A 13,004-nucleotide genomic window follows, 5' to 3' on the forward strand; every position below is an offset into this window, starting at 1 on the left:
AGCACCCTCAAAAAGCGAGGCCCCTTACCGGGGCCTCGCGGGCGGGGGCGGCGCGAGTCGTCAGGCGGCGCGGAAGGCGAGCTTGCCGCCTTGCTCGTCGGCGACGATGGTCTGGCCCTCCACGAAGTTGCCGGCCAGCAGTTCCCTGGCCAGCGGGTCTTGCAGGTGAACCTGGATGGCCCGCTTGAGGGGGCGGGCGCCGTAGACCGGGTCGTAGCCCAGGTCGGCCAGCAGGGCCTTGGCCCCGTCGCTGGCTTGCAGGGCCAGGCCGCGGCTGGCCAGGAGCTTGCCCAGGCGGGCCAGTTGCAGCTCGACGATGTGGGCGATGTGCTCCTTGTCCAGGCTGTGGAAGATGACCACGTTGTCGACGCGGTTGAGGAACTCGGGCTTGAACTGGGCCCTGAGGGCGGTCATGACCGCCTCCTCCATGCGCTGGCGCTGGTGGGGCCCGGCCAGATCCTGAATATACTGGCTGCCGATGTTGCTGGTCATGATGATGATGGCGTTGGTGAAATCCACCGTGCGGCCCTGGCCGTCGGTGAGCCGGCCATCGTCGAGGATCTGCAACAGGGCGTTGAACACGTCGGGGTGGGCCTTTTCGATCTCGTCGAAGAGCACCACCGAGTAGGGCTTGCGGCGCACGGCCTCGGTGAGGTAGCCGCCCTCGTCATAGCCCACGTAGCCCGGAGGCGCGCCGATCAGCCGGCTGACCGAATGCTTTTCCATGAACTCGCTCATGTCCAGGCGGATCATGGCCTGTTCGTCATCGAACATGAACTCGGCCAGGGCCCGGGCCAGTTCCGTCTTGCCCACGCCGGTGGGGCCCATGAAGATGAACGAGCCCACCGGGCGGTTGGGGTCTTGCAGGCCGCTGCGCGCGCGACGCACGGCGTTGGCCACGGCCTCGACGGCGTCCTTTTGCCCCACCACCCGCTTGGCGATGCGCTCTTCCATGTGCAGAAGCTTTTCGCGCTCGCCCTCCATCAGCCGGGCCACGGGGATGCCCGTCCACTTGCCCACCACCTCGGCCACGTCCTCGCTGTCGACCTCTTCCTTGACCAGGGCCTCGCCGCCGTCGCGCAGCTCATCCATGGCGGCCTGGCGCTGGGCCAGCTCCTTTTCGGCGGCGGGGATGGCGCTGTATTTGAGCTCGGAGGCCCGCGAAAGATCGCCCTCGCGGCCGGCCCGCTCCATGTCCAGACGTAGTTTTTCCAGGCGCTCTTTTATTTCGCGGATGGTCTCGATGCTCTGCTTTTCGCGCTGCCACTGCTCTTTGAGCGCATCGCGTTGACCTTCGAGCTGGGCTATCTCGCCGCGCAACTTTTCCAGACGCCTGGCGCTGGCCTCGTCGGTCTCTTTTTTCAGGGCCTCGACCTCGATGGTCATCTGCATCAGCCGGCGCTGGAGCTGGTCGAGCTCCTCGGGCAGGCTGTCGATGTCGATGCGCAGCTTGGAGGCCGCCTCGTCGATGAGGTCGATGGCCTTGTCGGGCAGGAAGCGGTCGGTGATGTAGCGGTCGCTGAGGGTGGCCGCGGCGACCAGGGCGGCGTCCTTGATGCGCACGCCGTGGTGCACTTCATACTTTTCCTTTAGCCCGCGCAAAATGGCGATGGTGTCCTCGACGCTGGGCTCCTCGACCAAAACCGGCGCGAAGCGGCGCTCCAGGGCCGGGTCTTTTTCGATGTTTTGGCGATATTCCTTGATGGTGGTGGCGCCCACGCAGCGCAGCTCGCCCCGGGCCAGGGGCGGCTTGAGCATGTTGCCGGCGTCCATGGCCCCCTCGGCCTTGCCCGCGCCGACCAACGTGTGCATCTCATCGATGAACAGGATGATCTGGCCGGCGGCCTCGGTCACTTCCTTGAGCACGGCCTTGAGGCGATCCTCGAACTCGCCGCGATACTTGGCCCCGGCGATCAGCGCGCCCATGTCCAGGCTGACCACCCGCTTGTCCTTGAGGCCCTCGGGCACGTCGCCGGCGACGATGCGCTGGGCCAGGCCCTCGACGATGGCCGTCTTGCCCACGCCGGGCTCGCCGATGAGCACGGGGTTGTTTTTGGTGCGCCGGCTGAGGATCTGCACCACGCGGCGGATCTCCTCGTCGCGGCCGATGACCGGGTCGAGCTTGCCGCGGCGGGCGCTGTCGGTCAGATCCTGGGCGTATTGCTGGAGGGCCTGATACTTGTCCTCGGGGTTCTGGTCGGTGACGCGCTGCGAGCCCCGGATGTCCTTGAGCACGGCCAGGATGGCCTCGGGGCCGGCCCCGGCGCGGCGCAGCAACTCGCCCACCGGGCCTTTTTCGGCGGCCAGGGCCACCAGCAGGTGCTCCACCGAGACATAATCGTCGTGCATTTGTTCGGCCGCGTTCTGGGCCTGTTGCAGCAGCTCGCGGCTGGCCGACGACAGATAGGCCTGACCGCCGCCCGAAACCTGGGGCTGGCGCTGCAAGAGAGCCTCCGCCTCCGCTTGCAGGCCGGCTTCGGCCACGCCCAGCTTGCCCAGCACGGGCTTGGCGATCTCCTGGCTGATCTTGAGCGTGGCGGCCAGCAAATGGGCCGGCTCGACCTGGGGATGGCCCCGTTTGTCGGTCAGGCTCACCGCCTCTTGGATGATCTCTTGGCTTTTGACCGTGAATTTGTCCAGTCTCATATTTTCACCGCCTGTCTGGGGATTTTCGCGCTTGGCTTCGCTTTTATAAAGCTAAACACCACCAGGGGCGATGCAAGCGCGGCGGTGACGGGGCTGGGTCGTTCAGGGCAGGCGCAGGTCGAGCTTGGCCGCGCGTTGGCCGTCGACCGTCACCCGGCTGGGCGCGGCCTGGCCACAACTCACCTCGTAGACGCCCGGCGGCATGTTCAGCCGGCTGAGGGTGTAGTAGCCCTGGCGGTCGGTCTGGTCGCTGGCCACGGTCTTGCCGCCCTGGGCGGCGGCGACGGTGGCCCGCCAGACTGGCCGGCCCTGGTTGTCAAGCACGCGGCCATGGGCGGCGCAGGCCTTGTCGCGCAGGGTTTCGAGCAGGGCGAAACCATAGCCGGCGTAGCTGAAGCCGTCGGTGTATTCGCGGCCCGAGGGGCTGAGGTCGCGGCTGGTGGCCGGGGCCGGCTTGGTCGGCTCGAGGGCGGTGTCCTCGTTCCATTCGTTGAACGAGGTGATCAAAAGCATGTTCAGGCGCGGGTCCAGAAAGGGCATGGCCAGGCGGTCGAAGTTCTCGGCCAGAAACGAGCCCTCGGCCGCGCCCTGATCCCACTGACGGGGGATGATGAACTGTTGCAGGCTCCGGCGGCAACCGCGATCGTTGTAGCCGGGCAGGATGTTGGGCACGAAGTTGACCTTGGGCCCGCAGAGGTCGTAATAACGGCGGAAAAGCCCGGCCACGTCGGCGACGAAAGTGCTTTTTGCGCCGTAGCCGCCGTGGTCGTGGCGCACCGAGAGATAGGGGTTGTAGGTGGTGACGGCGTCGAACAGGGCGATGCGCTCGGGCTGGGGCTCGGGCGCGAGATAGGGCTGGGGCTGACGGTCCTGGTCGGCCGACATCACGCTCCAATAGATCTCGTCGGCGACGAGGTAGACGTCGTGGCCCCGGGCCAGGAGCTTCTGGCGCAAGGTGGCCAGGGCCCGGGCGTAGTCGCCGGCAAAGGTGCGCGTCAGGTACAAAAACAGCACCGGCCGTCCGTTGACGCGCAGATAGGCCGGGTTATCGAAGTATTTGTCGGCGATGGCCAGAACATCGGCGATGAAAAAGTCGCTGGCCTGCTTGTCGAAGACCGTGGCGCTGTATTCCTTGCGCCAGCCCACGCTCCAGGTCTCGTAAAAGATGCAGAACTTGATGTCTTGCAGGTTGGCGGCCTGAACAAAGGCCTGGTCGACGACGACGTTCTGCTGGGGCCGCTTGGGCCACCAACTCACGGCCAAAAAATCCACGCCGTGGCGCGAGCACCAGGCGATCTGTTCCTCCACCGCCTTGACGTCGTCGGAGCGATATTGGCCCAGCAGCGGCTCCTGGGGCGGATCGAGGAAGGCGCGCAGATAGCCCTGGCGGAAGTTGGATGGATACCAGGTGTAGTAGGTCGCGCCCACCAAGAGGCGTTCGTTTTGCAGCACCGGCCCGTCCTTGGCCCGGGGGTCGGCGTTTTGGCAGGCGGCCGCGGCGGCCAAAATGATCAGGCAACTCAGGGCGACAAAAAGCTTTTTCATGGCGCGTCCAGCGGTCGATCGACCATGGCCAGGGGCGACAGTCGCAGTTTGATCAGCGTCCACACGGCCAAAAGGCCGTCCTTGGCCCGCAGCTTCTTGCCTTCGCGGACCTGGCGCGGGCGATATGTGATGGGCCTCTCGACGATGCGCACGCCCCGGCGCAACAGCTTGGCGGTGATCTCGGGCTCCCAATCGAAGCCGTTGGCCTGATAGCCCACCCGGCCGATCAACTCGCGGCGAAAGACCTTGTAGCCGGTGGGCGCGTCGGTCAGCCGCGAGCCGTAGAGCAGGTTGCAGACCATGGTCACCAGCCGGCCGCCCCAATAAAATGGGCTGTTGGGCGAGGGATTGGCGCTGTTCAAGATGCGCGAGCCATAGACCACCTCGGCCCGGCCCTCGACAATGGGCCGGATCAGCGAGGGGATCTCGGCCGGCTCCAGCTCCAGGTCGGCGTCCTGCACCAAGACGATCTGGCCGGTGGCGTGGATGAGGCCGGTGCGCACGGCCCCGCCCTTGCCCAGGTTGCGCGGATGATGGATCACGCGCAGGCCCGGCAGCTCCAGGTCGGCCAAGATCTCGCGCGAGCCGTCGCTGGAGCCGTCGTCAACGGCGATGATCTCTTTTTCCACATCCACCGCGGCCACGCGGCGCAGCAGCTCGGCCACCGTGGCCCGCTCGTTGAACACCGGCACGATGATCGAGACCTTCACGACGGCTCTCCCGGCCGGCGGACGCTGGCCCCCAGCCAGGCCAGGCCGCCGCAGAGCAGCGCGGCCAGGCTCAGGGCCAGGCCCAGGGGCTTGCCCAGCAAGTAGAAATCGGGCGTGGCCCCCATGACCAGCATGCGATAGTTGCCCATCACCGGCGAATAATGAGGGATATAGTGCAGAAGCGGCATGTTTTTCTGGTTTTCGCCGACAATGGCCGAAAATTGCAGCTCGAAATGCTGGGCCATGCCCAGGCCCTGCACCACCAGGCCAAAGGCGATCACCCCCAGCAACGCCGCCTTGAACAGCGGCCCGCGCTTGTTCCACAGCTTGAAGGCCTGGGCCAGGGGCAGCATGGCCAGACAAGTCACCGGCACCATGTAGCGCGGGCCCCAGGCGATGTCGCCGTGCCAGGCCCACCACTTGGCGTAAAACAGCAGCCAGCCCAGGCACAACAGGCAGATCAGCGTGGCCTCGGCCCGGCGGCGCACGAAAAAGCCCCGCAGATACAAAAGCGCCGCCATCAGCGGCGGGCTGAACAAAAACACGCTTTTGCCGGGGCTGAACAGCAATCCGTGGACGCCGATCCAGGCCGCCAGGCTGAAGCCGGCCCGGCCATCATAGATGAAGTTGGGAAAGCCCCGGTCGCCCTCGTAGCCGGTGAGAAAGGGCGAGCCATAGCGAAACCAGTTGAACCACAGCACCCACAGCCCGGCCACGAAGATCGGCCCGGCCCAGCACAGGGCCAGGCGGATGGCCTGGGGCCAGCTCGTGCAGACGCCCGCCCGCCGGGGCCACAACAGCCAGGCCACGTAGAGCCCTATCAGCGGCATGGGCACGACCAAAAACATCGTCGTGTTGCTCGCGCCCAGGCCAATGGCCAGGCCCGACCAGAACAGATGCCGCCCCTTCAGGCGCAGCCGAAAGCGCAGCAACTGCCACACCGCGATCATCAGGCACAAGGCCAGGCCCGGCTCGGCCAGGTGATAGCGGGCGTAGGGCCAGGCAATGGTGGCCAGGCCAAAGGTCAGCATCGTGGCCAGGGCCACCCGCCGCGCATAGCCCCAGTCAAGTAATGTCAGGTAAAGCACCAGGGCGATCAACGGCGTGGTGAACTGATGCAGGGTGGAGGCCATCAGCTCGTCGGGCTTGACCGGGCCCTTGAGGTCCATGGGCGGGTCGATGTCCGGGGGCAGGGCCTTGCTGATCAGATAGAGCGGGATGGCGGCCAGGGGCTGGAGGATGCCCGTTTTGCTGTAGAGCGGGCGCAAACGGCCGGGGATGGGGTCGATGATCAGCTCGCCGCGATCGACGATGGCCTTGGTGGTCAGAAAGCGAAACCACGAGTCGAACGAATAGAAATGCCCGCCCATCGAGGCCAGATAGCAAAACATCAAGCAGCCGGCCGCCAGCAGACCCACCGCGCGCCGGCCGGCCAGCCGACGGCCAACGCCCGCCCAGCCCGGCCAGAACGCACGGCCGCTGAAACGCGCCCACAGCCAGATCAGCCCCCGCGCGGCCAACCAGCCGCCGATCAGGCCGCCGGGCAGACGCAGCCACCACAACTGGGGGCCGTGGGCGAACATCCAATTGATTTGCAGCAGCAGGCCCAACAGCCCGCTCATCAGCGATGTCCAAACGACGGCGGTCAAGTCCTTCCCCGATGCAATGGCAGAGGTCGACGGCCCGTAACTATAACCCGAGCCCGGCGGCCCACGCCAGCAATTATGCCTGGCGCGACGGGTCGTGGGGCGATTTGCGCAAAATGTAAAAAACATAGCCGTAGGCCTGGCCGTGCCGACGGTAGAGGTCCAGCTCCAGGCGGGTTTCGTCCAGGGCCTGGGCCAGGGCCAGCTCTTGCCGGGCCAGGGGCGTCAGCTCCGCCATGCGCCGGACCAGCGGCCCGTAGTAGCCATCGAGCCAGGCCTCGGCCGACAAGGCGAAATGCGCGACGACCGCAAAACCGGCCTGGCGGGCCGTGGCCAGGTTTTGCGCCACGCCAGCCATGCCGGGGTAGGCCTGGCCCCAATGGGCGGCGGCCTCGGCCGGCGGATCGTCGACCAGCCAACTCAGCTCGGTGACGGCCAACAGGCCGCCGTCACGCAGCATGGGCCGCCACAAGGCCAAGCCCCGCCCGAATCCCAGCACGTAGATGGCCCCCTCCGACCAGATCAGATCCAGCGAGGCCGGCGCGTAGCCCGGCGCGGCCATATCGGCCCGGCGCGTGGCGACGCGCCCGGCCAGGCCCTGGGCCTGGGCGCGGGCGGTCAACTCGTCCAGAAACGGCTGGTGGATGTCCACCGCCTCCAACGGGCCCAGAGCCCTGGCCAACACCAGGCTCTGGCGGCCCGTCCCGCAGCCCAGATCGACGATGCGCGGCGCGGGCGGCAGGGGCGGCAAGAGTTGGACGGCCCGCATGGTCTCGGCGTCGCTGCCCGGCCCGCACTGGGCCAGGCCTTCATGAAGCAGAAAAAGCGCTTGCATCTGGTCCATTTTTGTTACCTTGCCCACCATAAAGCCTATTATTTATGTATGTATTATGCGTCGACCCTCGACAAAGCGGCCGGATTCATAGTATGTTGGATTCGTCCATCTTCGGACGCGAGATGCCCCCTTGTCTGCCGGAGAAGCCATGAAACGGCGAATAATTGTAACCATGCTGGCGCTGGCGGCGTTTTGCCTGGCCGGCGCGCCCGCCCTGGCCGACGACGCGGCCCTGCTGCGGGCCATCAAGGACAAAGTTCACGCGGCGGTGCGGATTTTGGCCGAGGAAGGTCGCGACGGCCTGGAGCAGTTCAACGACGTCGACGGCCGCTGGGGCCAAGAGCCCTATGTTTTCGTTTTTGACGAAAAAGGCGTGATCCTGGCCCACGCCAACGATCAGGCCCTGGTCGGCAAGACGTTGCTGGGCATCACCGACGTCAAAGGCCGCCGTTTCATACAAGACGCCATCGACATCGTCAAGGGCCCCGGCCGTGGCTGGAGCGAGTATTGGTGGTACGAAAAACCCCATAACGAGCACAAGCACAAGCTCAGCTACATCATGGCCGTGCCCGGGCAACCGATGGGCGTGGGCGCCGGCGTCCGGAGCGACATCACCGCCCAGGAGGCCAACCGCCTGGTCGCGCCATGAGCCCCGGCTGACGCGAGTCAAGTACGACCGTCCGTTCAAACCCGGCCCGGCTGACGCAGGCCAGGTGCGGCCGCCTGTTCAAGCCGGCCCGGTTGACGCGAGTCAAGCGCCTGGCCCGGCGCGAATCAAATCCGGCCGTTCGTCAGGCCCCTCGCCCCTTAAGCCCCGCCTGGCCTCCGCGCCCGCTTCGCCGGCTCCGTCAGGCTCTCGCCTGCCACCCGGCCGGGGTTAGTTCACCTCGTTTTTGCGCACCATCTTGGCCCACGAATCGCGCAGGCCCACGATGCGGTTGAACACCAGGGTTTCGTCCGGCTGGTGCTCCTTGGCGTCGGCGATGAAGTAACCTTTGCGTTCAAACTGGAAGCGCTCGCCGGGCTGGGCCTGGGCCAGGCTGGGTTCGAGCTTGGCCGTTGGCATGACAACCAGCGACTGGGGGTTGATGTTTTCGCGCCAGTCGCCCTCGACGTCCTCGGGCCTGGGGTCGAGAAAGAGCCGGTCGTAGAGGCGCGCCTGGGCCTCCAGGCAGTGGCGCGCCGAGACCCAGTGGATGGTGCCCTTGACCTTGCGGCCGTCGGGAGCGTCGCCGCCCTTGGTGGCCGGGTCGTAGGTGCAGCGCAGTTCGACGATTCTACCCGTGGCCGGATCCTTGACCGCCTCCTGACAGGTGATGAAGTAGGCCCAGCGCAGGCGCACCTCGCGGCCAGGGGCCAGGCGGTGGTACTTGCGCGGCGGGTCTTCCATGAAGTCTTCGCGCTCGATGTAGAGCTCGCGGCAGAAGGGCACGGTCCGCGCGCCCATCTTGGGCGGATCGTCGGGGAAATAGGGCGCGGAAAGCTCGTCGACCTGGTCGTCGGGGTAGTTGGTGATGACCACCTTCAGCGGGTCCAGCACGGCCATGACCCGGGGGGTCTTGGTGTTGAGGTCGTTTCGAATGGCGTTTTCCAGCTTGTCCAGGCCGATCCAGGCCTGGCTCTTGCCCACGCCGATGACCTCGCAGAAATCGCGGATGGCCTGGGGCGTGACGCCCCGGCGGCGCAGGCCGGCGATGGTGGGCATGCGCGGGTCGTCCCAGCCGCTGACGTGGCCGCCCTCGACCAGGGTCAGGAGCTTGCGCTTGCTCATGACGGTGTAATCGAGGTTGAGCCGGGCGAACTCGATCTGCTGGGGGTGATAGACGCCCAGTTGATCGAGCACCCAGTCGTAAAGGGCGCGGTTGTCCTCGAACTCCAGGGTGCAGATGGAGTGGGTGATGCCCTCGATGGAGTCGGAGAGGCAGTGGGTGAAGTCGTACATGGGATAGATGCGCCACTTGTCGCCGGTGCGATGATGGCTGACGCGGCGGATGCGGTAGAGCGTGGGGTCGCGCAGGACGATGTTGGGCGCGGCCATGTCGATCTTGGCCCGCAAGACCTTGGCCCCGTCGGCAAACTCGCCGTCGCGCATGCGCCGGAAAAGGTCGAGGTTCTCCTCGACCGAACGATCGCGCCAGGGGCTGTCGACGCCCGGCGCGGTGAGGGTGCCCCGCGTGGCGCGGATCTGCTCGGCGCTCTGGTCGTCGACGTAGGCCTTGCCGGCCTTGATCAGCCGCTCGGCGAAATCGTAGAGCTGGTCAAAGTAATCGGAGGCGTAGAAACGATTCTCGCCCCAGTCGAAGCCCAGCCAGCGCACGTCTTCCTGGATGGAGTCGACGTACTCGACATCTTCCTTGGTGGGGTTGGTGTCGTCGAAGCGCAGGTGGCACTTGCCTTGATAATCGCGGGCCAGGCCGAAATTCAGGCAGATGCTCTTGGCGTGGCCGATGTGCAGATAGCCGTTGGGCTCGGGGGGAAAACGGGTGACCACCCGCCCGCCCCATTTGCCCGAGGCCATGTCTTCGTCGATGATGTTGCGGATAAAGTTGCTCGGCGGCGTGTTTTCGGCCGTGCTCATAACGGGCGCTCCGTCGGGTGATTGCTGGGGGGCTGGTTCGCGCCTGAACGCGCGGAATTCATCATGGTGGCATGTTAACCCAACCAGCCGTTTTGTCAACCTGTCCGACCGCCGGGCCCCGCCGCGAAAAAATCCATGGTTTTTGATGGAGAAATATCTTGACGCCGCGAAAACGCCGTTGATACATTAACGTTGACGTAAACGTTAATGTTGGCCAGCAGGGGAGACAACATGACCGACGACGGCGGCTGGACGATCAGCCAACTGGCGACCGAGTTCGACGTCAGCACCAGAAGCATCCGGTTTTACGAGGAAAAGGGACTGATCTGCCCCGAGCGCACGCCGGGCGGCTATCGGCTCTACAACAAGCGCGACCGGGCGCGGCTCAAGCTGATCCTGCGCGGCAAGCGCTTTGGCATGACCCTGGACGAGATCCAGGACATCCTGGGCCTGGGCTCGGTGGACATGGACGAGGCCGAGCAGATCCGCAAGGCCATAACCTATGGCCAGCGCATCATGGCCGATGTTCAGCAGCGCATGGACGAGCTGAAGATCATGCACCAGGACTTGATGGACATCGGCGACAAACTACAGGCGCGTCTGGACGAACTGGACGGGCGCGCCGCCAACGAGGCGTGAGACCCGCCGCGCCGACGGCCGCGGCAAATGGATTTTTCGACGCGAAAGCGCAAAGCGAGGTCGTGATGGATTTTGCTTTTACCGACGAACAATTGATGTTCAAGGAGCAGGTGATCCGTTTCGCCAAAAAAGAGATCGTGCCTCGTTGCCAGGAGCACGATTTCCGGGGCGAATTTGATTTTCAATCCTTCCGGGCCATGGGCGAGTTCGGCCTGTTGGGCCTGCATTTTCCCGAGGAGTATGGCGGCGGCGGGGCCGACGTGGTCACCACGGTGCTGGCCGGCGAGGCCCTGGGCGAGGCCGGCGTGGACGGCGGCCTGACCCTGGCTTATGGCGCGCACACGTTTTTGTGCGCCGACACCATTTTCGTGCATGGCGCCGAGGAGCAGAAAAAGCGCTACGTGCCCAAGCTGCTTTCGGGCCAGTGGATCGGCTGCATGGGCCTGACCGAGCCCGACGCCGGCAGCGACGTGGCCGGCATGAAGACCCGCGCCACGCGCCAGGGCGACGAGTGGGTGCTCAACGGCTCCAAGATCTTCATCACCAACGGGCCCATCGCCGACGTCTGCCTGGTCTACGCCCGCACCGAGGCCGAGGGCGATCGCCACGCCGGCGTATCGGCCTTTATCGTCGAAAAAGGCGCGCCCGGCTTCACCGCCGGCAAGCCGCTCAACAAGCTGGGGGTGCGCACATCCCACACCTCCGAGCTGTTTTTCGAGGATTGCCGCGTGCCGGCCTCGGCCATGTGCGGCCCCGAGGGCGCGGGCTTTTTGATGAGCATGCAGACGGTGGAGTGGGACCGCAGCGCCCTGTTGGCCCCATTTTTGGGCGGCATGACCAACCTGATCCAGCGCTGCGTCAAATACGCCAAGGAGCGCCAGCAGTTTGGCCGGCCCATCGCCCAGTTCCAGGCCATCAAGCATAAGCTGGCCGACATGCGCCTGTTTGTCGACGCGGCCCGGGGCCTGGTCTATCGCATCGCCTGGTGCAAGGACCAGGGCCGGCCCCTCAACCACCTGGAGGCGGCCGTGGCCAAGCTGTTCATCGGCGACTGGAGCCTCAAGCCCACCAACGACGGCGTGATGATCCACGGCGGCTACGGCTTCTGCCACGAATACGACGTCGAGCGTATCTTCCGCGATTGCCGCCTGGCCCCCATCGGCGGCGGCACCTCCGAGATCCAGAAAATGATCATCTCCAAGATGATCTAGGGCGGCGCGATCAATCCAAGCGAAAGAGATGGAAGCCATGAACTTCGATCTGACCGATAGACAAAAAGAAATGAAAAAGGCCCTCGAAGGCCTGCTGGCCGACGATGGGGCCAAGGCCGATCTGGCCGATCTGCGCGGCCAACGCGTCCGCCCGGCCCTGCTCGGCCTGACCGGGCGTCTGGCCGGTGCGGGCTATCCGGGCCTGAGCGCGGGCGACCCCGCCCTGACCGTGGCCCAGGAAACCGTGGCCAGCCTCTGCCCGTCGTTGTTTCTGGGCCTGGAATACAGCGCCCGGGTCTTTGGCCGGCTGGTGGAGGAGCTGGGTTCGGCCGCGCAAAAGCAGGCCATCCTGCCGGCGCTGACGGCCGGGCGGGCCATCGGCGCGCTGGCCATGGCCGAACAAAACACCAGCCTGGAGAAAAACGCCTCGCAAACCACGGCCACGCCGGCCGCGGGCGGCCTGCTGTTGCGCGGCCGCAAGGGCCCGACCATCAACGCGCCCCTGGCCGACTGGCTGGCCGTGGTGGCGACTGGCCCCGACGGCCCGCTGTGCTGCCTTGTGCCGGCCGACGCGCCGGGCCTGAACCTTGGCCCGCGTCTGGCCACCGTTGGTCTGGACGGCCTGGCCGTGGCCGAGCTGGAGCTCGACGGCTGCCTTGTGCCGGGCGAGATGACCATCCCCCTGGGCGCGGCGGGCCCGGCGACCATCCGCGCCTTCGAGGATCAGGTGCTGGCGGTGGCCGCCCTGGGCGTGGCCTGGCGGGCCTATCACGCCGCCCGGTTGCGGGCCAAGGAGCACAAAAGCGGCGGCAAACCGATCATCGCTTATCAGGAAATCGGCTTTAAGCTGGCCGAGATGCTCACTTATGTGCAATCATCCCAGCTTTTGGCCTACCGCGCCGCCTGGCTGCGCGAGGCCGGCGACCGCGAGGCCGCCGTCACCGCCCTCAGCGCCAAGGTCTACATCGCCGAGTCGGCCGAAAAGGTGGCCTCGGAGGCCATGCAGATCATGGGCGGAGCGGGGTTTATCCGCGGCAACGCCGCCGAGGAAAGCTACCGCGACGCCAAGTTCCTGGGCCTGGCCGGCACCTCCAACGAGATCGGACGGATGAAGATCGCCGACACTCTGCTGGATTGGTATTGATCGGCCGCGCCGACCCTAACCGCGGGCAAACAGTTTTGCAAGAGGCAAGC

10 protein-coding genes are annotated in these 13,004 nt (G+C 66.0%); 4 read left to right on the top strand and 6 right to left on the bottom strand.

The genetic code is table 11. From position 1 onward, the window contains the following. Positions 1-60: 60 nt before the first annotated feature. From clpB to DEBA_RS16225, 5 genes are all read right to left on the bottom strand, one after another. The gene (gene clpB / locus DEBA_RS16205; RefSeq protein ID WP_013260032.1) at positions 61-2,646 is read right to left on the bottom strand and encodes an ATP-dependent chaperone ClpB; all 2,586 of its coding nucleotides are present in this window, start codon (positions 2,644-2,646) and stop codon (positions 61-63) included. A 102-nt stretch (positions 2,647-2,748) separates the two neighbouring features. After that, entirely contained in the window at positions 2,749-4,191 is a 1,443-nt protein-coding gene (locus DEBA_RS16210; protein ID WP_013260033.1) for a glycoside hydrolase family 99-like domain-containing protein, read from the bottom strand. Further along, positions 4,188-4,901, bottom strand: a complete 714-nt coding sequence (locus DEBA_RS16215; protein WP_013260034.1) for a glycosyltransferase family 2 protein — start codon at positions 4,899-4,901, stop codon at positions 4,188-4,190. Before DEBA_RS16215 ends, DEBA_RS16210 begins: the two co-directional genes overlap by 4 nt. Further along, positions 4,898-6,523 (bottom strand): hypothetical protein, encoded by a 1,626-nt coding sequence (locus DEBA_RS16220; protein ID WP_013260035.1) that lies wholly within the window; start codon positions 6,521-6,523, stop codon positions 4,898-4,900. Before DEBA_RS16220 ends, DEBA_RS16215 begins: the two co-directional genes overlap by 4 nt. Positions 6,524-6,623: 100 nt before the next feature. After that, positions 6,624-7,391 carry a class I SAM-dependent methyltransferase gene (locus DEBA_RS16225; protein ID WP_013260036.1) on the bottom strand — a complete coding sequence of 256 codons (768 nt, stop codon included), beginning with the start codon at positions 7,389-7,391 and terminating at the stop codon, positions 6,624-6,626. Positions 7,392-7,530: 139 nt separating this feature from the next. Between DEBA_RS16225 and DEBA_RS16230 the strand changes: the two genes are divergently transcribed. Continuing rightward, a complete protein-coding gene (locus DEBA_RS16230) occupies positions 7,531-8,031 on the top strand; it encodes a cache domain-containing protein (RefSeq protein ID WP_013260037.1) in 501 nt (166 codons plus the stop codon). A 228-nt stretch (positions 8,032-8,259) separates the two neighbouring features. Here DEBA_RS16230 and DEBA_RS16235 read toward each other — a convergent pair whose 3' ends face one another. Continuing rightward, entirely contained in the window at positions 8,260-9,960 is a 1,701-nt protein-coding gene (locus DEBA_RS16235; RefSeq protein WP_013260038.1) for a glutamine--tRNA ligase/YqeY domain fusion protein, read from the bottom strand. A 231-nt stretch (positions 9,961-10,191) separates the two neighbouring features. Between DEBA_RS16235 and DEBA_RS16240 the strand changes: the two genes are divergently transcribed. From DEBA_RS16240 to DEBA_RS16250, 3 genes are all read left to right on the top strand, one after another. Next, positions 10,192-10,599: a MerR family transcriptional regulator gene (locus tag DEBA_RS16240; RefSeq protein WP_013260039.1), complete on the top strand. Its 408-nt coding sequence runs from the start codon at positions 10,192-10,194 to the stop codon at positions 10,597-10,599. A gap of 65 nt (positions 10,600-10,664) precedes the next feature. Next, positions 10,665-11,810, top strand: coding sequence for an acyl-CoA dehydrogenase family protein (locus DEBA_RS16245; protein WP_013260040.1), 1,146 nt, complete (start codon positions 10,665-10,667; stop codon positions 11,808-11,810). Between the two features lie 37 nt (positions 11,811-11,847). Beyond that, positions 11,848-12,954, top strand: coding sequence for an acyl-CoA dehydrogenase family protein (locus DEBA_RS16250; RefSeq protein WP_013260041.1), 1,107 nt, complete (start codon positions 11,848-11,850; stop codon positions 12,952-12,954). Positions 12,955-13,004 lie beyond the last annotated feature (50 nt).

Origin of the sequence: Desulfarculus baarsii DSM 2075 (genome assembly GCF_000143965.1) — a bacterium.
Lineage (GTDB): Bacteria > Desulfobacterota > Desulfarculia > Desulfarculales > Desulfarculaceae > Desulfarculus > Desulfarculus baarsii.